The sequence below is a fragment of the Oleiphilus messinensis genome (genome assembly GCF_002162375.1).
Taxonomy (GTDB): Bacteria; Pseudomonadota; Gammaproteobacteria; order Pseudomonadales; family Oleiphilaceae; genus Oleiphilus; species Oleiphilus messinensis.
Map to the genome: position 1 here is coordinate 4,093,348 of NZ_CP021425.1, position 25,695 is coordinate 4,119,042.

Below are 25,695 nucleotides of genomic sequence, written 5' to 3' on the forward strand. Positions count from 1 at the left end.
CCGAGATGTACAAAATAGGTGAAAAAAAGTGCAAACAACAAAAATAGTCAGCAAGGTATTGGTTCATGAATTTGACGCAACAGCACTCGAAACCATTAAAACTGTTTGTAATCAAAATAACCTCGTCGGACTGAAAGACACGTCTCAAAACATCAACGATATTTTGAAGTCAAATGTCGACCTGGGAGCAATATTTTTGTACGAAGGGTTAGATGCAAAAGGTTCGAGCGGCCAGGAATTAGCCAAGCTGATTCATCGGGTACGTCCGGAACTGCCCATTTTCTTGCGCAGAGATTCAAGTGAGAACCTGGATGATTTACCCACAGATTATCAAAAAGCCATTGCTGGAGCATACCAGCTCGGAAACCCCGGGAAATTACAAGGTCTCGTAGATGAATACATCTGCAGCATGTATTATCCAATCGAACTTGCGCAGGGTATCCAGGAAATATCCACCGAAGCTTTTCAGAATATGATTCAAAACATTGAAGTGGACTGTGACCTGCCCTACCTGGTCAAAGACCAAATCATTTTCGGTGAGCTATTCAGCCTTATCCCGCTTGAAAGCAACTGGTGTCGTGGCTACATGATGCTACAAGTGACGGAACAGGAAATTGTCGAAACCATCAGGGCAGCTCATACCGGGATCATCTCTCAGGAGCCCGACTTTTCTGACGCGAATGCGGTGCTTAACGAACTCACCAACATGATCTGGGGCGGTATTAAATCACGCTATTTTTCAACCCAGGAAAGCGTCGATGAAAGCCATCGTACTCAGGTTCCGATCATTGTTGACCACTTGAACAAGTTTATTTCTTTCGGTTCCACAGAGCCCCAGCTCTGTTTCAAATACACTCTGAAAGACAAAGTAAAAGAAGCCCCGGACATCACGATTTATCAACGACTTATTTTCAATCTTAGCTGGTCGCCTGACAAATTCAGCGAAAGCGATGCAGCGGTTGATAATTTCGTTGAAAGCGGCGAGTTGGAATTTTTCTAAAGACACATGTAAACATGCAGAATGCTTTAATAACAACTAAACTCCAACTAGCACCAAAAACAACAGATAAATACAAGAGTTAGACTATGGCACAAATATTGGTAGTTGATGATTCCGCAACGGTTAGAAACGAAGTAAGCACTTTCCTCAAGAACAATGGCTTGACCGTAGAAGTTGCTGTCGATGGCAAAGATGGGCTCGATAAACTGAAACGAGACCCTCAAGTAAAACTGATCATCTCGGACGTGAATATGCCAAATATGGATGGCCTGACCATGGCTGAAAAAGTCCGCGGCGAACTGAATAACAGTGCGGTAAACATTATCATGCTGACAACAGAAAGCGATCCACGCATGAAAGAGCGCGGTAAAGCCGCCGGGGTGAAAGGCTGGATCGTAAAACCGTTCAAAGGTGACAACGTCGTGGGCAGCATCAAAAAACTGGTCGGTGCCTAAAACTGGATCACCTGCCCACCCGATAATTCAAGCTCGGATACCAGCCTGAACGCAAAGCTCAGGCTGGAAAATTCAAAGATACGGCATTTTGCGTCTGCCCGAAAACGTTATACTTTGAACGCCTCAATTATTTTTTGCAATGATGCCGTCAGCTCAGACATTTTCCGGCTGGAATCAAAAGTATCCTGAGCGTTTTCCGCCGTTTTATGGCCTACTTCCACGATATGGTGCACATTGCTCTCGATATTTTTAGCCACTGCTCCTTGCTCTTCAGCAGCTTGTGCGATCTGGTGACTCATATCCACGATGGTCGCAATACTCTTGACGATATTATCCAGAGCCAGGGTTACATTTTTGGACTGCTCCACCGTAGCATTAGTTGTGGTATGGCTATGTTGCATTGATTGAACCGCCTGGTTTACCCCGGATTGCAGCCGGTCAATCATCGATTCAATTTCCTCAGTGGATTTTTGAGTTCGCTGGGAAAGTGTTCTAACCTCATCTGCGACAACCGCAAAACCTCGGCCCTGCTCCCCGGCACGGGCAGCCTCAATCGCGGCGTTCAACGCCAGGAGATTGGTCTGCTCCGCAATTGCACGGATCTCGACTAAAACCTGGCTGATATTTTGTGAGTCCTGATTCACCCTGTTTATGGTTTCAGCAGAGTCATCAATCTCTCGAGCAAGCCGGTTTATGGTTTCCCGTGTTTGATCAACCACCTGACGCCCCTTTTCAGCCTCTGCCTCCGCCTGTTGCGCGGCATCCGAAGCCTGTTGCGAACTGGCCGCCACCTCCGTAACAGTGTCAGTCATTTGCGTCATCGCTTCAGAAATCTGACGGGTTTCCTGCATTTGTTCTTCTATCGCATTTTTGTTGGACACTGCCGTATCGGTGACCCGGGAAGACTGTAGATCGACATCAGCAGCTGTAGAACGCACCACCTGGATCAATTCATGCATTCGCATCGTCATTTTATTAAATTCGTCAGTCAGCCCACCCATTTCATCACGTGAATCAGAAGCAAGCCTAAATGTCATGTCACCTTCGGCGACCTGCTGCGCACCCAGGCTGAATGATTCAATCGTATTTCGAATAGAAACAAAAAAACCCATGTACAAATAAACAATAATACCCAGCAAAATCAATTGACTTACGATCATGGTCAGCAAAAAACCTTGAGCTTCATCAAGGTTACGCTGCAGGGTGGTATCCGCCAAACCAAGCGCTTCATCGGTAAAACCAAAATAAGAATCAATATTTTGGGATATTAACGAATCGAATTCAGATGGCGGGAAGCTCAAGGACACGGGGGTAATCACGTGACTATCCAAACTATCGCGCACGGCAATAATACTTCCTTTGATGCCATTCGCTTTCGAGCTCAAATTGGTGCGCATGGAGGCACTGGCATTCATGGATAATTCAATCAAGGGTGATACCATTGTTTGGAGGCTCGACAAGCGATCAAAAATACCATTGAGGCTGTCACTCATCGTATAATTAACCTGGCCTTCCCTTAACGCAAATATTCCAATGCTGCGAGCCTTGCCCATCTCATCTGTTACATCGACAGTGCCCTTTTGGGCAAATGCGAGAATGGCCTGGATCTCTTTCGAAGGATCCTGTGCAATTCCTGAAACTTGAGCCGCAGTAGACATGAGCGACAGTACACGCGTTACAAATTCATTGTAGTAGACGTATTGGGAATCAATATTTTCCTGAAAAACATCATCAGCGACAATTTTTTTCCAGGCGGTGTCGGTATCAGCCAATGCTTTTCGCAAATCACCGTCTCGATCATATCCGACTTTAAATCCCTGTAGTTGCTCAAAAAGCAGGTCGATTTGATCCTTCGCCTTTTGCGTCTGCGCACCAATTTCCGGTATGGCTCTCTGCTTGAAAATGGACCGGTAATCGCGATAGCGTTGCGCCTGCTGATATAACTCCACCGACAAGCGATAGAATTTCAAGCCGTCTCGCTCCGCTTCAATCCGGGAAATGGAGCCCGTCAATTCACTAGCAAGCTGTTGACCCAACCATACAATCGGGATTAGAAATAGAACACTTATCAGCGCGAACTTGTAAACATAACGCAGCCGATTCATTAATAAGATCGCTGGCAACAGAAACTGTTTCACTCACCCCTCCAGCAGTTGTTGATTAATAGAACACTCCAACCCCTTGGAGTATTAATCGCATCTCTATGCTTTTTTTATCGTTGTAGCTTTTTTAACGTTTTAACTTTAATTATTATGATTTCTTTAAGTTTAGAACCTTGTAAAGTAAATCTAGTTGATTATTCTACAATACGCCTCATTAACCGGGACATTTCCCCATTATGCATATTGGTATTGATCTGGGTGGAACAAAAACCGAGATTATTGTCCTCAGCTCCCAGAAACAAGAAGTTTACCGAAAACGGGAAGCGACTGACAAAAAAAGTTATCAGCAGGTATTACAGCAACTCACCAGACTGGTCCGCGAAGCTGAACTCGAGCTGTCAGCAGACTGCACAATCGGTATCGGTATTCCCGGTACATTATCTCCCGATCACGGGAACGTGAAGAACGCAAATTCCACTGTTCTGATTGGCCATCCGCTGGATCGAGACCTTGAAGCATTGCTGCATAGGCCTGTCAAAATAGCTAACGATGCGGACTGCTTCACGCTCTCGGAAGCAATCGATGGTGCGGGCTCGGGCGCTCAATCCGTTTTTGGCGTGATTCTGGGAACCGGGGTCGGTGGAGGGATCGTCATCAACAACACGATATTGGACGGCCCAAACCGCATTTGTGGCGAGTGGGGACATAATCCACTCCCCTGGCCCACTCACCTCGATTTACCAGCAAGAGCCTGCTACTGCGGTAAATCGGCTTGCATCGAAACCTATTTGAGTGGTCCCGCACTGGAACATCAATATCAAGGTCTCACGGCTCAGACATCTCCCACTGAGGCGCAGGTAATTGCCGCACTCGCGACCTCGGGAAACGCTGAAGCTCAACAAGTTTTGGAGGCTTATTGTCATCGCCTTGCAAAAGCCTTGGCCAGTGTAATTAACATTCTCGACCCGGAAGTCATCGTCTTGGGCGGTGGGCTATCCAACATCCAAAAACTTTATGATGAGGTACCCGAACAGTTACAGAGATTCGTTTTCTCTGACAGCCTGAACACAAAGTTACTGCCCAACCGGTATGGCGATTCAAGTGGTGTCCGTGGCGCAGCCTGGTTAGGTATGGCCGGCAAAGTCAATTAATAAATTAAACTCAAAAAGAAGTTCACTATGAGCAACAACGAAGTAAAAGACGCGCTGATAGGGGTACATAACCGATTCCTGGCCTTATATGCCGCCACAGCCCCACATTTGCCCGAGGCTCGATCCGAGACTGACTGGGATTCACCCTGCATCCAGAAACACCTCACCCCGCAAAACCCGGAATATATCCATTGGCAACCCACGCCTTGGGAACCGGACTCAGCATTCACGAATCTCGAATCCGCGCTTCAAATACAATTTCATGACGACATCAAAACGTTTTATACCGCATTCTGGTCTGATGGGATCTGGGGAGACTTTAAAGGCAATGAAGTCAGCATAATTCAGGTGTGGAATGAACACGACTTTGAAATGTTACAGGAAAATATGCTCGGACACCTGTTTGCACAGATGAAAAAGCGGCTGGACTATACTTTTTTTATTGGTTGCACGCTCGATGACCAGATCATCAGCCTCGATAATACTACGGGCCATGTTCTACTTGAATATCCAGGAAAAAAACCACATCGACAATTATCAGATTCGCTAGCACAATGGTTAAATGGCTTTAACCCATCCACGAAGCCTTATACGCCGTGAATCCAGCGGAAAACAAGAGCCAAAAAAGCAAAACCCACCCTAATCCTGCCCGCAGTTGCTGGATGTAACCAACGGATGTTTCACGTCCTACCCGATGGAGCAGACGATGAAAATGGGGCTGAAACACTTGTACAGTATTGTGTGACCAGCCAAAAAACAATGATTTGAAACGGAGTTTGATTCCGGCAGGACGACCAACTAACCAGAGCGAAAGAACGAGACAGCGTGATGGAATAAAATCGAGCCCCCAGAGCAAAAATCGTCCAGCCCATCCCCGCCGGTTGGGCGCACACAAAACCCAGCGCTCCAACAAACGAACCAACAACGCGGCAACGGGTCCCAACATCAAAAACCAGAAAATAATTACAAAGTAACTGCGATAGGTATCCTCAAGCACACAGAAAAAAGCACGTTCGTATACCAACGCCTCACCTTTCGCATCAGTTCCCTGTAACGTTTTCGCATTACGTTGAATATCAGCGGCTTTGGCAATCGACAACCCTGCTTGATAATGCTGCCTGGCCTGCCACGCGGTTTCAAACTGACTGATTATAATTTTTGCCTGAGGATTACCCAGCAGCACAATCAGCAACAACCAACTCAGGAAAAAGCCAAACACACCATAGGCTAAGGGAAACGTCCACTGTAAAAGGATATGCAGACAAGCAAAGAGTGCCAGCGCGGCTAGCAAAAAAACGACATGAAACCACTCCTGCGCCAGCTTCCGCTGCATCGCATCAGCATACAATACTTTATCAATTTCCGTAATCAGACGCTGATTAAAAGTTAACCCTAACAGACGCTGTAAAATTAACGCACTACACACCAATAGAATCGACATATCAGGCTAGTTGTGCCCGATAATATGACCAGTCAAAACTCGCGCCGGGATCCGTCTTTCGCCCTGGCGCAATATCCGAGTGCCCGACAATTCGACCCGAACTAATACCCGGGTACCGGCCCATAATCGCTCTTGTCAACGCGATCAAAACCTCATATTGTTCTCGGGAATATTGCTCGACGTCGGTTCCTTCCAACTCGATACCAATTGCATAATCATTGCAATTCTCCCGCCCCTCGAACGAAGATACACCCGCATGCCACGCCCGTTTATGTATGGGAACAAACTGAATGATTGCGCCCGTTCTCTGAATAAAAAAGTGAGCGGATACCGTTAACTTCGCGATAGTCTGAAAAAAAGGATGTTGATCGGCTGGCAAATTGTTCGTAAAGAATTTTTCGACTGCATTGCCACCAAACTGACCAGGCGGGAGGCTGATATTATGGATAACCAGTAAACTAGGCTCTTCCCCCTCCGGACGATCATTAAAATTCGGCGATGGTACCTTTCGCACACCACTGATCCAGCCATCTTCTGAAATGACGAATTCCATACGCTCACAACTTTGAAAAGCATTAGTACACAGGCATCACTACTGTTGTAGGTGTAAAGAGAACATTGCTCTAGAGCCTGTTGACGTTCGAGAGTATAGCGAGGCTGAAAAATAACGCCACAACTTTTACCGCATGCTGCCAATGATCGATTCAAGTGCACGATCAAATATCAGGCCATCATCCAACAATTTAACCTGCTCGGATGCAAAAGCTTCCGCCAATTCCTGTTTCTGGAACTCGGCAACTTTTGCCCCATTTCGATTAATGAAGATGTATTTACCAATACTTTTGACCACGGCAGCCAACTTGAACTTCATTGCGTCCCCACCTTCGGGGTGATACTCAAACCATGCGCCAACTCGCAGGTGCTCCACTTTTTCTAACCAGGCCTTAACCATTTCCGGAGAAATGGTCGAAACGGAACCTGATTGTGGAGCAGAATCCACAGTGGCGGGTGTAGACGGAACCGGCGCTTTAGATTGCGCCTTTGAATCCGGATTTTGCTGTAAGTTTTCTAGCGGAGCACTATCTTGTGCTGGGGCCGCGGACTCCGTATTACTGAAGCCCAACTCTTCCAGCAATTCACCCGACAGGCGTTTTTGTTCACTTTGAAAACGTTTATCCTGTTGCAGCGCATTAAAATCACGGGTCACAGAAGACACACTCTGGCGCTCGCTACGCTTAGTATCCTGAGTCTGGCCCAATGTCGACGCTGGGTCTGCAGGGGGCGCAGGCGCTTTGAATGCTTCTGCTTTGGGTAAGGATAATCTTTGCAAGGCATCAACATGACAGCGCTCAAGCTCGGATAAGGCCTTCACCACATTCTGAGGCGAGTAAGACACTTCAGCCAGCCCTTCTCTCAAAGCTCTCAAGATTTTCGGAATCATCCGAACCAGTTTCTGTCTGGCATCATTTTCCGGGCGCGGAGAAATACTCCAGAGCGTATGCTCCAGTATCTTTCTGGACTGGTCGAATCGGTTATCTTCATCGCTACTTTTAAGATGATGCAGTGTAAGTACACGTGTCCAGCCGTCACTTAAAACCTCTTTCAACATGGTGGGCAAACTACGCCCATCAAGCAATTGCGCAACAACAGTTTCAGCAGCTTTTTTAGCCTCATCGCTTTTCGCCTTACCCTCTTCCGCATCCTGAATACGTCGACTAATCAATTCATTTCGGCGTTGTTCAAGCTGGACGAATTTTTCAAAATCCTCCAACATTTGACTGAATACGCTCAAGTCGGTATCAAAATCCCGTGTCAGATGCTCAACGATCCCTTCGAGTTTGGTAATTAATTGATCCCGACCTTTGCCCAAGCGCTCATTCCAGCCAATGGATGCCCGTGCAATTTCGTTCAGCAACAGTCTTGCAGGATGTCGCTTCGCATTGAAGAAGCTCTTGTCAATCATCGCAACTTTCAACATTGGTATTTGCAACTGCGCTATTAATTGACGCACTTTGTCGGGAATTTGCACATCCCCCAAAATGTATTCGAATAGGATAGAGACCAGATTTATTACATCATTATCAATGGCTTTAAAGTGCGCAATTTCCTGTGGCATCCCCAGTTGCGCAGCAATTACGGATCGAAAATCCAACACAGCGCCATGGGACACCGCCCCGGATTGATCCTGAGTGTAATGGGATTGAGCCAACGTCAACGCACGTAAAACCTCACCAGATTCAAGGTCATCGCCAATCGTGGTAGCAGCTGCTGCACGCCCCCCCACACCAGGTTGGATGGCAGCCCTGAGTGCTGCAAATGTGTCATCAGCACTAATAACCTGAGACCCCATGTTTGAGCCTTGATTGGATGAACCATCCACATGAGCAAATCCGTCAGTACTGGCCGGAGAAGAATTTGATGATGATAAGTTTGAAGTGACCTTTCTGGGAGACCCCACACTTTTCCCCTGCGAAAGAGCACCACTTAAATCAGGCATAACACCATGTTTTGCGAGCAACAAATTCGCTGCTTTATAGAATTCAGGCAAATGAGCCACCAAAAATTGATCCAGCAATTTTAGTACAACCAGCTTCGCGCGAATGTCCATCTCCAACTCGCTGAGGCATCCCGCAGTCGACTTACACACACGTTGCGGGCCTATCGGAATGCAATCCGGCTCGACCACCGTATTTGGAAACAGACTTTGAATACGAAGGTGCAGATGTTCAAGCGCCATCTCTGCCGATTCTCTGACTTTACTAATCATAGTTTCGATGGCAACTTTCTCCTCCATCTCGTCCATTTCGACCAGCGAAAGCTCTTCCGCATCAAGCGCAACAGCGAGGTTTGGCTGGCTGTTAGCACTGGAAAGGTTGGAAAAGTCATCCGATACGGAACTGAAATACGATGCCATAAAAGATTTTCGACTCAAACGTAGCTCTCGCATCGCATCAAAATAGGCGGCTTGCTCCGTGCTACTTCCGGCCTTGTCCGCTCGCGCAAACAGCAGGTCATCGGCACTGTCGAACATTTTACCCAGCTGTTTATTGGCAAATTCGTTGTAATCTGTCCGCAACTTCAAAATAACAGAAGGAAGCGGTACAAAACCTGCTTCTATCTTGTTTGAACGGGCATCGAGTAAATTAACAACTTTTTCTTCAGCCATGATAAATTCCTAGTGAGACGGAACGTTTAAAAATCAAAGAATCAAGATCTTACGACTCTATTCCTTTAGGTTACGCTAAAACTATTTGCCAATCACGGACTAATATCGGTCATTCGCGTCAAATATATAGCGCACTTACAATAATAATCCGTCAAAAGGTCATCTTCTGTCACAAAATGTCACTACGCGAACTGGATCACAATCATTTATTCATTCAGGCGCATCTTTTATACTTATCACCACATATCTTCGTAGAACCTTTAGTTTCACGCGGGCAAACTGAAATACAGGTGACAAATACGTGACAGATCCATCTACCGAGCACAATACAAAATCAATTGGCAAAAGCATGGCGATCATTGCCTGGATTGTTGGCATGGTGTTACTGACCCAACTATTTGGTCTTTGGGAAAAAAACCAAATTAACCCCAATCGCGATCCAGTAAGTAGTACTCATGCAACAGGCACCACTACCGTCTCGTTGAAACGCAATCGATATGGCCACTACCTGACGGCAGGAGCAATCAATAACACCCACACCACATTCTTGCTTGATACCGGGGCAACACAGGTGGTCGTTCCAGAGAGCCTGGCCGAGTCACTCAAACTACCCCGCCAGGGTTACACCACAGTGCAAACTGCAAATGGTCAGGTTCAAGCAATTCAAACGACTATTGCGACTTTGTCCATTGGTGATATCCGACTTTATAACGTCCGGGCCATAATTAACCCCGCAATGAACAAGAATGATGAAACCCTTTTGGGGATGAGCGTGTTAAAGCAACTCGATTTCCATCAAGAAGGACAGTACCTGACACTGACGCAACAGTCCCGTTAAAAAACACAAAACATTCGCAACCCGCTCGGATGCTGCTAACAAATCGGATAAGTGATACTTAATGATGCAAGAAAGACCACTCTACCTAACCCCTGAAATTATCCAGAATCAAGTGCAAATCGCCTTGGCCGAAGATATCGGCGATGGCGATATCACGGCGTTGTTGATTCCCGCTGACGGCAATGCCACCGGGCGAGTCATCAGCCGCGAGGAGGCGATCATTTGTGGTATGGATTGGGTGATCGAAACATTCCGGCAAATTGATTCACGGATTAAAATCAGCCCCATGGTTCAGGATGGCGATAAGATTACAGCTGACACGCCCCTCTTTCACTTCGAAGGCCCCGCCCGGGGATTACTGACCGGAGAGCGGACTGCGCTTAATTTTCTGCAAACACTTTCCGGCACTGCAACCCAATGCCAACGCTATGCACAATTGGTGAAGCATACTCAAGTGCGCCTGCTTGATACCCGGAAAACACTGCCCGGCCTCCGTCGTGCGCAAAAATATGCTGTAACCTGTGGCGGCTGCTACAACCACCGAATTGGTCTGTATGATGCGTTTTTAATCAAAGAGAATCATATTTTCGCGTGCGGCAGCCTGACGAACGCTGTCAGTACTGCCCGCAGCATTGCCGCCGGAAAACCGGTTGAAGTTGAGGTCGAAAATTTGCAGGAGTTCGCCGAAGCATTAGCCGCAAACGCAGACATAATCATGCTCGACAATTTCTCTCTGGAAGATATGCGCGAAGCCGTTTCCCTCAAGCCAGCAGCGATAAAGCTGGAAGCGTCTGGTGGCGTTAATGACAGTACACTTGTCCCCATCGCCGAAACCGGGGTAGATTACATATCTATTGGCGCACTCACCAAAGACTGCAGGTCTATCGATCTATCCATGCGTTTCGACACAGATTCATAGGAAAATTACAGGCACCAGAATAATCCGATCTACGACACCACACCAGGATCACCATTTCGCAGGGAAGCAGCGTAATTTTTATTCATATCCTTTTTTTTGACCTATCCTTAATACAACGGTGGCCAATCGATAGCTAAAAGTGGCCTGCCCAAAAATGAGAACAAAGGTAAAAAGGTAGATTGAATGCAGGGATCCCAGACCGGCAATGCTAATCCGAACTCATTTCGTGAGCGAGAACTACGCTGCTTCATTGGACTCTCTGTGCCCAACCCGGTTCGCAAAATATTGCACCGGGAGTGTCTGGCCATTCAAGGGCAGTCACAGTTTCAACACTTCAAGTGGCTGAAAAAACAAAACTACCATTTAACACTGCATTTTTTGGGTGAACTCCCCATCGGAACAGTACAAATACTGAAACAGGAATTAAAGTGGCCGCGACTACTGGATCAACCCTTTGATCTGGAAATAGACAGCATTGGTGGCTTCCCAACAAAGAGCAGTAGTCGCTTCCTGGTCGCCAGGGTCAAACAAAACACCGAGCTACGAGCACTGTTCGATCGCATACAGGAAAAGATGATTGATCTTGGACTGCAAAGTGGCAGCCCCGAACCTCGCCCGCACATCACACTGGGACGTTTAAAACGAGGCTTCAAGGCAGGCAGGCTGAAAGAGATTTCCGCGCCTGAACTAAAATTTACAATTGACGAATTCCACCTGTTCAGAAGTACACTGACACCAGAAGGCTCCATGTACGAAATTCTGGATACCTTCCGCCCGAATGATACCGAGCCAAGTACTCGATTCCAGTCTCCAACCGCCGGCTATGACGACAGTCTGGATGAAGAGGAGCTAGTCGATGACCCTGACTTGGATCTTAATGGTTAGGGCCTGTTAGGACTTATTCAAGTCACTCTACAATAAGCTTACCCGCCATGCCCCGCTCCTGGTGGCTGGCAAAAAACAGAAGCTGCTTACTGCAATGGAATGCAAATTGACCCCGTTTTGCAGGAACAATTTCAATCGTTTCAGATCCTTTTGGACTGACGCTCACCTCGATATTCAGGCCAGCCGCTTCATCGATGAGCACAAAATCATGAGGCGTCATCATGTCTGTATTTGTTAACTTCAAAATAACAGGCTGACCGGCCTTTACATGAATCTCTGCTGGATCAAACTGATAATCCCCCAACTTTATTTCAATCGTATCAGCCCCTTCATTCTGATCATTTGCAGCCAGAACACTGCCGACCATCATCAGAGTCATCGCGCAAACCCATCCTTTAAACCACTGGTAGCGATTCATACTTTAATCTCCTTAAGTTCAATTTTAATAGAACGGTGTGTAAACCATACGTTTTTTAACATTCACAGACCCTAGAAGAGTACGCCTGAAAGTACCTATATTAGCTTGAGCGCAGCTCAATTACGCGTTCCCACGAAAAAGAATCCAATTTGTCTTAAAACAAATCAAAATGACACATCTGCACCATTTTGGTGCTTTTGGATGAACAAAGCAATATCAATGCGATTGGCGCACCCTTTTAAATCACCTAAAAATAGATTAACGCACCAACTAAAAACATTTCCATAAAAAAAAGATATAAAATAAATCCACAGCACAAACCTATATCATTGTTATATATACCTTAATTCATTTTAGGCCCAGCCATTGCTAATCCAAGAGCAAGCAATTCAATTAATCAGGAGAGTTCATCAATGTCCTCAGAAAACCTCAACATACTGAATGTTTCGGATCCCAAGATCCGCACATTGCATGTGTCATGGGTCGCCTTCTTCATCACCTTTGTCGTGTGGTTTAACCACGCACCACTGCTGGCCTTCATGAAAGAAGCGTTTGATTTGACCGACCAACAATTAAAGGCTTTGATGATCTTGAACGTCGCAATGACAATCCCTGCAAGGATTATTGTGGGGATGCTGGTTGATAAATTTGGCCCTCGACTGATTTACAGCGGCTTGTTGATGGCGGCAGGTCTCATGTGTGGCGCTTTCGCCATGGCGAACAGTTATGAGCAATTGGCGTTATTCCGATTCCTCATGGGCTTTACCGGCGCAGGATTCGTTATCGGCATACGATTGGTGAGCGAATGGTTCCCGGCTAAAACAGTAGGGATAGCAGAAGGAATTTATGGTGGCTGGGGTAATTTTGGCTCCGCTGCTGCCGCCATGACGTTGCCTACATTAGCATTAATGTATGGCGGTGAGGACGGCTGGCGCTATGCACTGCTGAGTACCGGCGTAGTCGCTTTTCTCTATGGTATATTTTTCTACCGTGTTGCACGCAATACACCCAAAGGGTCTACCTATTTCAAACCTAAGAAAAGCGGTGGCCTGGAAGTAACCTCCAAAAAAGACTTTTACTTTTTGCTGGCCATGAACGTGCCAATGTATATCGCACTTGCCGTTTTGACCTGGAAACTTGGTCCGGAAAACCTGGGCCTGCTCAGCAACACTGCCTGTAATGCACTCTATGCTGGATTGGTCGCGCTGTTCGTCTTTCAGACCAGTCAAATTTATAAAGTAAACAAAGAAAACCTCACTCACGGTGTACCCGAGATTCAACAATACAAGTTCAAACAGGTTGCCATCCTGAACTGGTCTTACTTTGTAACATTCGGTTCTGAATTGGCTGTTGTTTCCATGCTTCCTCTTTTCTTCATGGACACATTCGAGCTTGACCCTGTAAAAGCAGGATTGCTGGCGTCCGGTTTTGCATTCATGAACCTTGCTGCACGTCCTGGCGGAGGCTGGATGAGTGATAAGTTCGGCCGTAAAAAATCACTTTCTATTCTGATCGCCGGCCTTGCTGTGGGCTACATGGTATTAAGTCAAATCGATAGCACCTGGATGATTGCTGCTGCAGTTGTTGCAACAATGTGCTGTTCATTCTTTGTTCAGGCCGGTGAAGGCGCAGTATTCGCAATGGTACCACTGGTGCAACGTCGTATGACCGGGCAAATTGCCGGAATGACAGGCGCTTATGGTAACGTTGGTGCGGTAACATTCCTGACCGTGTTGTCATTCGTAGATACATCAACCTTCTTTATGTTCATTGCAGGTGCGGCAGCAGTATGCTTTGTATTTGCACAATTCCTGGAAGAGCCGGAAGGCCACATGGCAGAAGTCCTGGAAGATGGTTCTGTAGAGCTGATCAAAGTGAATTGATCAAATTGAACGAATCAGGTTCACTATAAAAAAAACCGGGGCTCGCCCCGGTTTTTTTGATTAAAGCACCTATTATTCGAACCGCCTCAGGTTATCTTGGAGTGCTGGCACGACATCTTGTTCAAACCACGGGTTCCGCTTCAACCAAAGCGTATTACGAGGCGAAGGATGGGGTAATGGGAAAAAGCCGGAAGAGATGTACTCATCAAAACATCTTACGGTATCGGTTAAAGTTGCTTTACGACGCGCCCCCAAATACCACTTCTGAGCATATTGCCCCACCAGCAGCGTCAGTTCAATATTTGGAAGTTGCGCCAACAATGCCCCGTGCCAAGTATCGGCACAGATTGGAGGTGGCGGCAAATCACCGCTCTTCCCCTTTCCGGGATAACAAAATGCAGCAGGAATAATGGCAACATGACACTCATCATAGAATGACTTTTTATCGAGATTACACCACAACCTTAACCGATCACCACTCGGATCGTTCCAGGGAATTCCGGTCAAATGAACTTTTTTTCCAGGAGCTTGGCCAACGATTAACAATCTTGCGGTAGCTGAAGCACGCAGGACCGGTCGAGGTTCAAGATGAGCTTCACAGAGCCGACACTCACGAATGCTCGATAAAAGCTCGGGCAACTGCACATCTGTCGCAATAATTTTGCTCATAATAGACCCAGATAGTCAAAACAATTGCACAAAATACAACCACCCCAAAGCGTCAGTCAGGCGTGATTAGACTCGGAGCAAATGCGGTCAAAGCGCCTGATAATGGCAAGAATCGTCTCACAAGCCACGGGAGAATGGGGGTTAACGGGGTTAAGTCGAAAATACTCCTCAGCATAAGACGCTATGTTACTCTTACCCGGCAAAGGCAGCCCTTGCTCCACAATGCTCGTCAATCTTGGCAGAAAAACAAACTGGATCAATTCGGGAAAACTCAGCTTGTCCACGCAAAAGGGTAATTGGCTTTGTAAAGCCTCAGGAGCCGGAGCTACATCTGTCCAAATTTGGGCTCCACGCAACGCAGCGCAAAGCTCCAAGGAAATATCTGCAACGTCGACATGACGAAGCGTACTCTGGTTCATCTTCATATTGTTACCAAGTCGAACCTCAGGAGAACCAAACGGCGGAACATTAGATTTCGAAGGGTATTACAAGGCTTCCAGTTCAACTTTCTCACCTTGTAAAACTCGATGTAAATCGATGAACTGTTGCGTCAACTTATGCTTGGGCGCCATGTGCAAGAGTGGTTGCCGCGCCTGATGGGACTCTTTCATTTTAATGGAAGAAGACAATCTAACCGGCAATACAGGCAATCCCTCATCCAACAATTCCTGAATCAACTGTCTAGGTAAACTAGCCTGTGTTTGATATTGATTCGCAATAATACCTTCTATTTGCAGTCCTTTGTTGTGATCTTGCTGAAGATCCTGAATTTCACCAATAATGGAATACAGCGCTTGTCGAGAAAAATCATCACAATCAAAGGGTATCAGACAGGTGTCCGCGGCTATCAGTGCCGAACGGGTGTAAAAATTCAGTGCCGGTGCCGTATCGATATAAATTCGATCAAAAGATTCTTCAAGTTTCTGCAAAGCTTCCTTCAATTTGTAAATTTTGTGCTTGGTTTCCAACTTACGTTCCAGAAAATCCAATTCCGGATGCGAGGGCATAACAAACAAGTCTTGATAGGCTGTGGCATGGATAAAATCTTCGGGCTTTTTGTTGAAAATATTAAACGCGACCGTTTGTTCGAAGAAGTCAGCTACCGTATCACTCAATTCTGCCGAGGCCTTTCCGGTGAGGTATTGAGTACTGTTCCCTTGAGGATCCAGATCCACAACCAGTGTTTTCAAACCCTCATTTGCGCTGATCGCCGCCAAATTACAGGTAATGCTGGACTTACCCACACCACCTTTTTGATTAAATATGACTCGACGCATAGACCCCCCCTATTTTTGTCTGTTATATCGGCTTTATTTTTTATTTAGCCAGTATCGGCTTTTCTACTATTTTTTAAGATTGATGCCCGGCCATTATTGCTTAGATGCTCACCGGAGCCTGTGATAAATATCTCGCTCAAACCCGCGTTCTCGTCTACCAGCCCAGGCTTTGTTTCACGAAAGGGACTGTCAACTTTCGCTTGGCAGACAATGATACATCATCAAGTTTCTGCAATACATGCAAAAGATCGCCAAGACTTCGCTGGCTGCGCCGCATGATAAACGTCATCACCTCTTCAGTTACCTCGAGACCACGTAATCGGGCCCGAAACTGAAATATCTCAGCTTTTTGGTGTTCATCTGGCTCCAGAAGGCGAAGCCCAACCCCATGTTGCAATCGGGACTTCAAATCAGCAAGCTGGCAGTTCAGCTGGGTGACTGCACATGCACTGGAAATAAGAAGTGTTTTGCCACTATCCTTGAGTCGGTTGTAGAGCGTAAATAAACCCAGCTCCCATTCGGGATCCCCCAAAAGAATTTCGACGTCATCAACACAAACCAGATCCAACGTCTCGCAACCTTGCAATATCTCAACCTCAAGCCGAATCAACTCTCGGGCAGGAAAATAAATTGCTCGCATACCGCGCTGACTTGCATCATGGCAAGCGGCTTGAAGCAAATGAGTTTTGCCAGAACTGTTTGCTCCAAATAAAAAATATACATCTCCTTTATCAACCTCCCACATCCCATTGAGCATGCTTAAAACCATCTCATTGCCCTTGGCCAAGAAATTCGCGAATGTATCTTCATCACGAATTGCGAGGGGAAGTGATAACTGTTCAAGGGAGAATAGATCAACCATTAAATTACAACTTGTCACTCAAAATCCAACATCATCACTGGACCGCTGTTCACGATTAATGACAACGATCAATATACTCCGGGCAAATATCATGTCTTACCTGCATCAGTGCCAGAAACAGCTTCGGTAATCGTTTTTCTCGACCAAACCCAAACATACTGCACTCCACTGGCGACACAGAGTATTGCCACCAGCCACTGGCCCCAATAGGCAGTTTTTTCCGGCATTGGCAACCCAGCCAATGAAATGATCACAACCAGAACAAAGGTAATTTGCGCCAACGTACTCAACTTCCCTAACCTGGAAGGTGCCATTTGAATCGTCCCTACGGTATACCGATAATAGACACCACCACAAACAATCACGACATCGCGAGCAAAAACCAGCACAGTCAACCAAAGTGCTATTTTCCCTAAAAAAGTCAATGCAATGAATGCAGAGACTAATAGAAGCTTGTCCGCCAAAGGGTCCACAATTGCCCCCAATCGACTCTTCCATTCAAATTTACGAGCCAGAAACCCATCTATGGCATCTGTAAGACCTGCCACAAAGAACAAGGCCAGCGCCTGTCGATAATATTCACTGTATAAACAACTCACGATCGGCAATACCAGAATCATCCTGCCGAAGGTCAAAATATTCGGAATATGCCGCTGTTCAATCATGACCATATATTAACCAATGGCTTTTATCAGCAATGCCAACAGAAGCCGTCAAAACTACGGAAAAACGTCAACCCACACGGAGCGCATCGACCGACTCAGAGCACACACAAAACATCCTCGCTTACACACCGCCTTCTATATGCCACTCGCCAGCTTTATCGCCTGTTCCAACGATAGTACATTTTTAGCGTATCTTCAGCCGATTGTATTGGCACAATATCAGGCACTAACTTGCGATCAAGTTCTATATATTGCCTGAGACGCGCTTCGTTACCTGCTACCCAGACGCTCACCTGAATGGCTCCGTCATGTACACGGAGTATATCCAGGCTTTGCACGGGTGCTAACGCTTCGAGATATTGATACGCACCAACATAATCCCGAAATTGCTCCACCCCGGAAATCTCCAGCTCAATTCGACCTTCACCATCAACCAAGGCGTCATGAACAGCATATTGTTTCGCCAGCACCGTAGCAATCTCATCAATCACGAGCTGCGAGACCTCTAAAGGTGATGAAACCCGGAAACTACCGCTGAACTGCTGACCTTTGAGATCCATCATCCAGCGACCGCTCCAGCCACCACTGTTACCATATGTTTTAACCAAAACCACCGCATCAGCGTTATACCGACTTGATGCTTCAACGACAGGATCAACAAATAACCCCCACACGTCGCTCACAGTGACCGCAGTTTCATCCTGTAGATCCATTACCGGAATGTACGCGGGCACGCCGCGGCGCGCAGCCGCAAGCTGTAACCCCTCGACAAAACCCTGCTGACTCGCGTTACCCACAACTTCTCGTTGACCCGACTCCTCCCGGGCAATCCACACTAACACCGAAGGGCGATTCCCCCCCCACAGCGGGAACCCAGAGGCTTTGAGCATTTTATCAATAGATGGTTTTATAAAAACGACACGAAGATTAAAAGGATTCGCTGCATCGACTCCCGCCCGATAGCCGAATTGTGCAATAAGCTTTTTTGGGTCTGAAGATTGCGTTTTAATATCCGGGTGCTGAAGCACCTCCGGATCACCAGAGACTTTAACCAGGACTTGAGATAATGCGAGTGCAAAGGCCTCATTTTCAACTGCAGCGGCCTTACCTGAAACAGGAATCGTTGCCTCATATAACTCTGACACAACCACAGCTTGCGCTGCCGGGGCAAAAACGGCAACCAGGAACATAATCCAGACACACCCAACCAACACCGATCGAGCTTTGACTATGTGTGACGACATAACGACCATTGTCCATCCCTATACCAAATCGTGAAATAATACCTTATTCATTTTATCTTGTAACGGAAACAGTGCGAGTATGCACGCAAATTACTGCCTGCGGATAGCCACAACCGCAAACAGCTGGTAAAATTGCGGGTTTAAAGTCACGCCACACAAATTCGTGCAAACCAGTGCGGCGCGTCTCGGTGAACTGTAGACTCGAGCAATAGCCTCAAATGCAGTTCAGCCATACGCTCGGCCCAGGCCAACTCAAACTGATAGCAATTTATTCAGGTATCCATCTAAATGACCGACCAAAAACCTTCGCTAAGCTACAAAGATGCCGGTGTTGATATTGACGCAGGCAATCAACTTGTAGAACGCATCAAAACCGTAGCCAGAAAAACCAAAAGACCAGAAGTAATGGCGGGCCTCGGTGGCTTTGGCGCGCTATTCGAGCTCCCGAAAGGCTACTCTGAGCCGGTATTGGTTTCAGGTACAGACGGCGTGGGCACCAAACTCCGGTTAGCCATGGACCTGGGCAAACATGACACCATTGGAATCGATTTGGTCGCCATGTGTGTCAACGATTTAATCGTAGCAGGCGCAGAACCATTATTTTTCCTTGATTACTATGCTACCGGGAAGCTCAATGTTGATATTGCAGCTGATGTCGTATCAGGCATCGGGGCAGGCTGTGAATTATCCGGTTGCTCGCTGGTTGGCGGTGAAACGGCCGAGATGCCGGGAATGTATGAAGGCGAAGACTACGATCTCGCAGGCTTCTGTGTGGGCATCGCGGAAAAGTCAGCATTAATTGACGGCAGTAAAGTGAAAGCAGGTGACCAGCTGATCGGTCTAGCCTCTTCAGGACCCCATTCAAATGGCTACTCGCTCATTCGAAAAATAATCGAAGTAAGCGGTGCAGACCTGGATCAGCCACTGGGCGAGACCACTCTCGCAAAGGCACTACTGGCACCAACACGCATTTACGTCAAGCCGTTGCTCAAACTTATCAAAGAAAGCCAGGTCAATGCCTTGGCACACATTACCGGTGGTGGCTTCCTCGAAAACATACCCCGAGTACTGCCAGAAAAAACCAAAGCTGTTTTGGATCTTTCGGCCTGCCCGATGCCTGAGGTATTCAAATGGCTACAAGAGGCCGGAAATGTAACCACTCAGGAAATGTACCGCACATTTAACTGCGGAATCGGTATGATCGTTTGCGTTCCACAAGAACATACTGACGAAGCCCTGAAAATACTTAAAGCCGCAGGTGAAACTGCAACCATAATCGGATCGATTGCCCATGCGGAAGCTGGAGACGACCAGGTTGTACTGCAAAACGCAAACTAACAGCTAGACAAGACTCAATCCAGCCTGTACCACAATGCAATCCTGTAACCTCAATACCGGTGTGATTGAAATACGGGAACAGGCTGGCTACTTAAGTCGCGCCCCATAACAAGACAGACGATCTACGTTGTTGTCCAAATAATACAGTAGTAAGGTTCATAAATGGCCGATAGTGCTTCCCCAACAGCCTCAATAGTTGTTCTCATTTCAGGTAGCGGAACAAATTTACAGGCCTTGATCGATCAAACCGTACACGGCACAATCGCCGCGCGCATTGCAGCAGTTATCAGTAATCGACCCGGGGCTGGGGGGATTGATCGCGCCAGACAAGCCGGTATTACGACTGAGCTACTGGATCACACAAACTTTCAGGATCGCGAAGCATTTGACGAAAAGCTCGCCGAAACAATCTTGAGATACAAACCGGATATTGTCGTCCTGGCCGGTTTCATGCGCATACTCACCCCTGCGTTCGTCCGCCAGTTTCAGGGAAAAATGGTGAACATTCACCCATCACTGCTACCAAAATACAAAGGACTTCATACTCACAAGCGAGCATTGGAAGCCGGTGATACAGAACACGGGGCTACAGTGCACTTTGTCACAGAAGAGCTGGATGGTGGCCCAAATATCATTCAGGCCAGAGTTGATATTGAAGAAAATGACACGCCGGAATCACTCGCAGGAAAAGTCTTACTGAAAGAACACCAGATTTTTCCTCAGGTAATCAAATGGATGGCAGAGCAACGACTGTCAATGACTGACAATCGCGCCTATCTGGATGACATCATCATTCCCGAAAACGGACTGCAATTCGAGGCCTGACTCAAGCGCGGGAATAGATTTTTCGCACTTCAGCAATAATGATATCCAAGCCCCTGGCAACCAGACTTTCATCTTGAGAATAGGTAATACGAATACATTCCCGCTTGTGCGACCAGTCTTCGTCCAAACCAGGAAAGAAATAGTGCCCGGAAACAATCAGCACCCCTTTCTTTTTTAGACACTCATAGAGTTCATGACTGGATATCGGTAATCCATCGAACCAGAGCCAGAGAAACATCGCGCCTTCTGGCTTGTGTATCCGGAATGGCAACCCCGACAAGCCCTTCTGCAGCCTGGCAACAGCGGCCTGGGATTTCCGAAGATATTCCGGACGCACGACGTTATCACTCAATGCCAGAATCTGCCCAGAGTCCACAAGGTCAGCAGCCAGCATGGCCCCGAAACTCCCTGTAGCAAGGTTAAGAATCGCATTTACACCTGCAAGCGCGTTAATTACATCCTCATGCGCAATCACGATGCCGGTTCGACAAGCTGGCAACCCCAATTTCGACAAACTCAGGCAAACGATCATGTTGTCATTCCAATACGAGGATGCATCGGAAAAAATCAATCCAGGAAAAGGCAACCCATAGGCACAATCCAGAATCAAGGGCACACCGTGCTCTCGAGCCAACCCATCCAGCCTGGTTAATTCCTGATCCGTGATTACGTTACCTGTAGGATTGGTCGGTCGCGAGATACAAAGCGCCCCGGTTGACTCCGGTATTGTCAAATGCTCGAAATCAACATGATACTTGAATAACTGGTCGTCCAATAGCTCGATTGTGGGTCGATTGGATCTAAAAAATGCTTCAGTTAATCCTGCATCGGCGTAACCTATGTATTCTGGTGTCATGGGTAACTGGATCTGCTTGATGGCACCCTCCGCTCCACCTTCGTATTCACCTGCAAACATATTAAACAGCATGAAAAACGCGGACTGACTGCCATTAGTCAAGCCTATATTCTTCTCAGAAACCGGCCAACCAAGGGTGTTATTAAGTAATTTGGCCAGACTTTTGATAAAGGCCGTGTCACCAAGCGGCGGATCATAAACGCCAACAAGTTTGCGAAAAAGCGTTGGATCATCACAAATACGCTGCAGGCGTTCCCGCAGGGCCGACTCTACCTCAGGGATGAATCCAGGATTGCCCCCACCCATCATAATGATGTCTTCGCCAGAGGCCATCGCATTACCCAAATCATCCATCAGCGAGGTGATACCAGCATCAGATGTGAATTTTGTACCAAATTTTGAAAGCTTCATAATACCCCTAATCAGTCAAGGGCAATTCCGATATTAGAAACCCCTTCATTAGCCGCTATTCTCTTGACCTTTTGCAACAACTCTCTGGTCGGATACCGTTCCGGCTTGATAAGCCTGAAACACTGCGATTGAAATTCACTTTCCTGAACAACAAAGGGATGAGCATCGAACAATTCAACAAGCTCATCTTCGTCTAACCCTTCGCCCTCTGCATACTCGATAAAATCAGTCACCGTAGCCAGGCTGGACTGACTCGCCTCCAATGCCCGACGATTTTCAGGGTTCAGCCAGCCGAACATCACCGACTCCACCAAGGCACAACTGTCCAATGCTGGCTTGACACCATACATGTCGTAGGCTTCGGCATCAGGCACTAGCCGCTCCAACTTAAGTAATAAGGCGTTGATTACTGAACTACTGGTCTTTTCCTCCAGTGCTCGCCACAATGTATCCAGCAATGCTCTGTACGCTTTGGTATTTTCAACCTCTGCAAGCTCACAGAACAAAACATAGTTGGGATAACTCCGTTCAGCCAGCGCTAACGTGAAGAGAATTTCACGCCAGCCTTTTAGCTTTTCCAGCTGTTTTTGAACCTGATGTAGCTTCAACTCATACTCCAATACTTGCTTGAGCATACAACCGTTATGCAAGCGTTTATAGAAAACTTTACGTTCTTGATTTCATTTTTACGGCGCGTGCATGGGCACTTAACAACACCATCGTGGCATCTTCCAGATCCCGCCCGAAAGAAATCACGCCATCATGATGCCCCCGCATCACAACCACACCCGAACTGGACATTTTAAGCAAAGCATTTGCCTCTGTTTGCAAAGCGAACGCCATTTCAGGTGTTCCGTACGGTATAGTCTCTGAAGTGAAGCGCAATCCAATTTGCTCAAAGCCTTGCCAAATTTCCGGAGAATGCACGTGAACCACGGCACCAATGCCCTCATGAAGGTCATACAGTGCGCCGTGAGACAGCGCTTCAGAAGAGGGCCTGCACTCTCCTTCAGCAATTAAGCTATTGCGCGCGAGATCAAAATCACGAACGAACGCACAATCACAGGTAGAGAGAAATGACAGATGTCCGGTTTGCGAACCGGAAACCAAAAATGCATCACCACGGATGCGAATCGAGATATTTCCAAAGCCCAAGCCACCATACCGAAGCGGATCCTGACCGACCAATCCCAAACGCCACAAAACCGAGCGCCAGCGATTCAACACCTGCAACTTGGGCTCAAAGTCCGGCTCAGTAATTTTCGTCGACCGGAATTCAAGGTCATACTTGATAACGCCTTCCTGCTCGGAATTGCGGGCTTCCATAGACTGGACCTATGCCTGACTTATCACCAACGAACCTAAGTCCTTGGCAATGTTACACCTGTCTGTCCCTGATATTTACCGCCACGATCCTTGTAACTGACTTCACACTCTTCGTCTGACTCAAAGAACAGCATTTGTGCGACCCCTTCATTGGCATAAATTTTAGCAGGAAGGTTGGTCGTATTTGAAAATTCCAAGGTAACATGACCTTCCCACTCGGGCTCTAAAGGTGTGACATTTACGATTATTCCACAGCGAGCATAGGTCGATTTTCCAAGACAAATCGTCAGCACAGTACGCGGAATCCGAAAATATTCAACCGTTCGCGCCAGAGCAAAAGAATTTGGAGGGATGATACAAACATCGCTCTCCATATCCACAAAACTGGCCTCATCAAACCGCTTTGGATCCACCGTTGCTGAATGGACGTTGGTAAATATCTTAAACTCATTACTACAGCGCACATCATAGCCATAACTGGAGGTTCCATAAGACACGATCTTACCTTGTTCGCCAAATCGCACCTGGCCTGGCTCAAAAGGCTCGATCATCCCTTTTTCCTGTGCCATACGGCGAATCCATTTATCGGATTTAATACTCATAGATTTCCATCCAATTCGACTCACCAGCCCCTAAGTGATGAGCTATCCCAAACACTGCGGGCCCGGTCAGAATCAAAATTAATTTATCAACACTGCCTGACTACTGGCGGACAGGCAAAAAGAGGGCGACATCATACCGGTTTACACCCCGATTAAAAAGTCTCCGTCCGCAGGCCTTAATCCTGACTCCGCATAATGATCTCGGGCATAGCCAAAGGATCAGCTTCTTGAGCGCTCAAAAGCGCAGCCGCTTTTCGAGCCATATCCCGATACAAAAGTGCAACTTCACAATCCGGCTCAGCAACCACGGTAGGACAACCCGAGTCTGCCTGCTCACGGATAGTTCGATTCAGTGGCAGCTGGCCAATCAAATCGACCCCATACTGCTGCGCGATTCGCTCGCCCCCGCCTTCGCCGAAAATCGGCTCAAGATGTCCGCATTTCGGGCAGTGGTACAGGCTCATATTTTCCACCACACCCAATACAGGAATATTCACTTTGGTGAACATCTCAATGCCCTTTTTACAGTCCAGCAAAGCAATATCTTGCGGTGTAGTAACCACTACTGCCGCTGTAACCGGCACTTTTTGAGCCAGCGTGAGCTGAATATCTCCGGTTCCCGGTGGCATATCAATTATCAGATAGTCAAGCTCATCCCAACGGGTTTGCGTCAACAACTGTTGCAAAGCGCCACTCACCATAGGGCCCCGCCAGACCATGGGCGTTTTGTCCGTCACCAGAAACGCCATTGACATGGCCTGTATACCGTGCGCTTCAATTGGTAAAAAGTATTTTCCTTCAGGGGCTTCAGGGCGTTGCCCCTCGGGAACCCCCAACATCATTCCCACACTCGGCCCATAAATATCCGCATCGAGTATTCCGACTCTTGCCCCTTCAGCGGCAAGCGCCAGCGCCAGGTTTGCCGAAACGGTGGACTTGCCAACACCACCTTTGCCGGACGCAACCGCAATAATGTTTTTGACTTTATCCAGAACTTGAACGTCATTAGCAGGCTTGTGACCGGTAATCACACTTCGTATCGCAACAGACACCGATTCCACGCCATCAACATTTTCAATGGCATTGGTAACAAGCTGCTCAATCCCACCCTGTATACCTTTGATGGGGTAGCCAAACTCAAGGTCAACTTCAACATTAGCACCATCAATTCGGATATCTTTCAGGGCACCAGACTCAAGTAGACTCTGATTTAAATATGGATCACGATAACCGCTTATCGCGTGTTCGATTTCTTGTCTGTCCAATGGATTGAATCTCCAGATGAAAAATTTGAGCTCAGACGCTATCATAACGCAGTTTTCAATTACCATCAGCCCCAGAATAAAGAAGCAGACTGGAAAA

Annotated in this window: 26 protein-coding genes; 10 read left to right on the forward strand and 16 right to left on the reverse strand. The window is 47.1% G+C overall.

The window, feature by feature from the left end; all coding sequences use genetic code 11:
• The first annotated feature begins 28 nt into the window (after window positions 1–28).
• Both OLMES_RS17780 and OLMES_RS17785 read left to right on the forward strand, forming a co-directional pair.
• On the forward strand, window positions 29–1,000 hold the full coding sequence (locus OLMES_RS17780) for a chemotaxis protein CheX (protein WP_087462496.1): 972 nt from the start codon (window positions 29–31) through the stop codon (window positions 998–1,000).
• Window positions 1,001–1,086: 86 nt separating this feature from the next.
• Window positions 1,087–1,455, forward strand: a complete 369-nt coding sequence (locus tag OLMES_RS17785; RefSeq protein ID WP_087462497.1) for a response regulator — start codon at window positions 1,087–1,089, stop codon at window positions 1,453–1,455.
• A gap of 107 nt (window positions 1,456–1,562) precedes the next feature.
• Here the strand turns inward: OLMES_RS17785 and OLMES_RS17790 are convergent, their stop codons facing one another.
• The gene (locus OLMES_RS17790; protein ID WP_087462498.1) at window positions 1,563–3,593 is read right to left on the reverse strand and encodes a methyl-accepting chemotaxis protein; all 2,031 of its coding nucleotides are present in this window, start codon (window positions 3,591–3,593) and stop codon (window positions 1,563–1,565) included.
• Between the two features lie 200 nt (window positions 3,594–3,793).
• Between OLMES_RS17790 and OLMES_RS17795 the strand changes: the two genes are divergently transcribed.
• Entirely contained in the window at window positions 3,794–4,708 is a 915-nt protein-coding gene (locus tag OLMES_RS17795) for an ROK family protein (RefSeq protein ID WP_087462499.1), read from the forward strand.
• 27 nt (window positions 4,709–4,735) lie between these two features.
• Window positions 4,736–5,308, forward strand: coding sequence for a SecY-interacting protein (syd, locus tag OLMES_RS17800; protein WP_087462500.1), 573 nt, complete (start codon window positions 4,736–4,738; stop codon window positions 5,306–5,308).
• Here the strand turns inward: syd and OLMES_RS17805 are convergent.
• The 3 genes from OLMES_RS17805 to OLMES_RS17815 all read right to left on the reverse strand — a co-directional run bounded on the left by OLMES_RS17805 (window position 5,277) and on the right by OLMES_RS17815 (window position 9,315).
• Window positions 5,277–6,149 (reverse strand): hypothetical protein, encoded by an 873-nt coding sequence (locus tag OLMES_RS17805; protein ID WP_087462501.1) that lies wholly within the window; start codon window positions 6,147–6,149, stop codon window positions 5,277–5,279. The genes syd and OLMES_RS17805 overlap by 32 nt on opposite strands.
• 1 nt (window position 6,150) lies before the next feature.
• On the reverse strand, window positions 6,151–6,702 hold the full coding sequence (ampD, locus tag OLMES_RS17810) for a 1,6-anhydro-N-acetylmuramyl-L-alanine amidase AmpD (RefSeq protein ID WP_087462502.1): 552 nt from the start codon (window positions 6,700–6,702) through the stop codon (window positions 6,151–6,153).
• 126 nt (window positions 6,703–6,828) lie between these two features.
• Window positions 6,829–9,315 carry a DUF1631 domain-containing protein gene (locus OLMES_RS17815; protein ID WP_087462503.1) on the reverse strand — a complete coding sequence of 829 codons (2,487 nt, stop codon included), beginning with the start codon at window positions 9,313–9,315 and terminating at the stop codon, window positions 6,829–6,831.
• 301 nt (window positions 9,316–9,616) lie between these two features.
• Here OLMES_RS17815 and OLMES_RS17820 point away from each other — a divergent pair, with 301 nt between their 5' ends.
• The 3 genes from OLMES_RS17820 (at window position 9,617) to thpR (ending at window position 11,957) form a co-directional block, all read left to right on the forward strand.
• Entirely contained in the window at window positions 9,617–10,153 is a 537-nt protein-coding gene (locus OLMES_RS17820; RefSeq protein ID WP_232465139.1) for a retropepsin-like aspartic protease family protein, read from the forward strand.
• A 61-nt stretch (window positions 10,154–10,214) separates the two neighbouring features.
• Window positions 10,215–11,072, forward strand: coding sequence for a carboxylating nicotinate-nucleotide diphosphorylase (nadC, locus tag OLMES_RS17825; protein ID WP_198343025.1), 858 nt, complete (start codon window positions 10,215–10,217; stop codon window positions 11,070–11,072).
• Window positions 11,073–11,255: 183 nt separating this feature from the next.
• The gene (gene thpR, locus OLMES_RS17830) at window positions 11,256–11,957 is read left to right on the forward strand and encodes an RNA 2',3'-cyclic phosphodiesterase (RefSeq protein ID WP_087462504.1); all 702 of its coding nucleotides are present in this window, start codon (window positions 11,256–11,258) and stop codon (window positions 11,955–11,957) included.
• A 22-nt stretch (window positions 11,958–11,979) separates the two neighbouring features.
• Here thpR and OLMES_RS17835 read toward each other — a convergent pair whose 3' ends face one another.
• Window positions 11,980–12,375 (reverse strand): cupredoxin domain-containing protein, encoded by a 396-nt coding sequence (locus OLMES_RS17835; RefSeq protein ID WP_087462505.1) that lies wholly within the window; start codon window positions 12,373–12,375, stop codon window positions 11,980–11,982.
• Between the two features lie 413 nt (window positions 12,376–12,788).
• Here OLMES_RS17835 and OLMES_RS17840 point away from each other — a divergent pair, with 413 nt between their 5' ends.
• Window positions 12,789–14,258 (forward strand): NarK family nitrate/nitrite MFS transporter, encoded by a 1,470-nt coding sequence (locus tag OLMES_RS17840; protein ID WP_087462506.1) that lies wholly within the window; start codon window positions 12,789–12,791, stop codon window positions 14,256–14,258.
• Window positions 14,259–14,330: 72 nt separating this feature from the next.
• On the opposite strand, the gene OLMES_RS17845 is transcribed toward OLMES_RS17840, so the two are convergent.
• The 6 genes from OLMES_RS17845 to OLMES_RS17870 form a co-directional block, all read right to left on the reverse strand.
• Entirely contained in the window at window positions 14,331–14,927 is a 597-nt protein-coding gene (locus tag OLMES_RS17845) for a uracil-DNA glycosylase family protein (RefSeq protein WP_087462507.1), read from the reverse strand.
• 56 nt (window positions 14,928–14,983) lie between these two features.
• Window positions 14,984–15,352, reverse strand: a complete 369-nt coding sequence (locus OLMES_RS17850; RefSeq protein WP_087462508.1) for a YqcC family protein — start codon at window positions 15,350–15,352, stop codon at window positions 14,984–14,986.
• A gap of 60 nt (window positions 15,353–15,412) precedes the next feature.
• Entirely contained in the window at window positions 15,413–16,204 is a 792-nt protein-coding gene (locus tag OLMES_RS17855) for a ParA family protein (protein WP_087462509.1), read from the reverse strand.
• 154 nt (window positions 16,205–16,358) lie between these two features.
• Complete coding sequence (gene hda / locus OLMES_RS17860; protein ID WP_157678367.1) at window positions 16,359–17,084, reverse strand: DnaA regulatory inactivator Hda; 726 nt, start codon at window positions 17,082–17,084, stop codon at window positions 16,359–16,361.
• A gap of 71 nt (window positions 17,085–17,155) precedes the next feature.
• Window positions 17,156–17,737, reverse strand: a complete 582-nt coding sequence (locus OLMES_RS17865) for a CDP-alcohol phosphatidyltransferase family protein (RefSeq protein WP_087462511.1) — start codon at window positions 17,735–17,737, stop codon at window positions 17,156–17,158.
• A gap of 149 nt (window positions 17,738–17,886) precedes the next feature.
• The gene (locus OLMES_RS17870) at window positions 17,887–18,975 is read right to left on the reverse strand and encodes a DUF2066 domain-containing protein (protein ID WP_157678368.1); all 1,089 of its coding nucleotides are present in this window, start codon (window positions 18,973–18,975) and stop codon (window positions 17,887–17,889) included.
• A gap of 288 nt (window positions 18,976–19,263) precedes the next feature.
• Here OLMES_RS17870 and purM point away from each other — a divergent pair, with 288 nt between their 5' ends.
• On the forward strand, window positions 19,264–20,313 hold the full coding sequence (gene purM / locus OLMES_RS17875) for a phosphoribosylformylglycinamidine cyclo-ligase (RefSeq protein WP_087462513.1): 1,050 nt from the start codon (window positions 19,264–19,266) through the stop codon (window positions 20,311–20,313).
• A gap of 162 nt (window positions 20,314–20,475) precedes the next feature.
• Window positions 20,476–21,138, forward strand: a complete 663-nt coding sequence (gene purN / locus OLMES_RS17880; protein ID WP_087462514.1) for a phosphoribosylglycinamide formyltransferase — start codon at window positions 20,476–20,478, stop codon at window positions 21,136–21,138.
• A gap of 1 nt (window position 21,139) precedes the next feature.
• Here the strand turns inward: purN and OLMES_RS17885 are convergent, their stop codons facing one another.
• The 5 genes from OLMES_RS17885 to apbC all read right to left on the reverse strand — a co-directional run bounded on the left by OLMES_RS17885 (window position 21,140) and on the right by apbC (window position 25,598).
• Window positions 21,140–22,405, reverse strand: coding sequence for a valine--pyruvate transaminase (locus tag OLMES_RS17885; protein WP_087462515.1), 1,266 nt, complete (start codon window positions 22,403–22,405; stop codon window positions 21,140–21,142).
• 11 nt (window positions 22,406–22,416) lie between these two features.
• Window positions 22,417–23,040: a YjaG family protein gene (locus OLMES_RS17890; protein WP_087462516.1), complete on the reverse strand. Its 624-nt coding sequence runs from the start codon at window positions 23,038–23,040 to the stop codon at window positions 22,417–22,419.
• 31 nt (window positions 23,041–23,071) lie between these two features.
• Window positions 23,072–23,731, reverse strand: coding sequence for a class II aldolase/adducin family protein (locus tag OLMES_RS17895; RefSeq protein ID WP_087462517.1), 660 nt, complete (start codon window positions 23,729–23,731; stop codon window positions 23,072–23,074).
• A gap of 35 nt (window positions 23,732–23,766) precedes the next feature.
• Window positions 23,767–24,333: a dCTP deaminase gene (gene dcd / locus OLMES_RS17900; protein WP_087462518.1), complete on the reverse strand. Its 567-nt coding sequence runs from the start codon at window positions 24,331–24,333 to the stop codon at window positions 23,767–23,769.
• A gap of 176 nt (window positions 24,334–24,509) precedes the next feature.
• Entirely contained in the window at window positions 24,510–25,598 is a 1,089-nt protein-coding gene (gene apbC / locus OLMES_RS17905) for an iron-sulfur cluster carrier protein ApbC (RefSeq protein ID WP_408635100.1), read from the reverse strand.
• Window positions 25,599–25,695 lie beyond the last annotated feature (97 nt).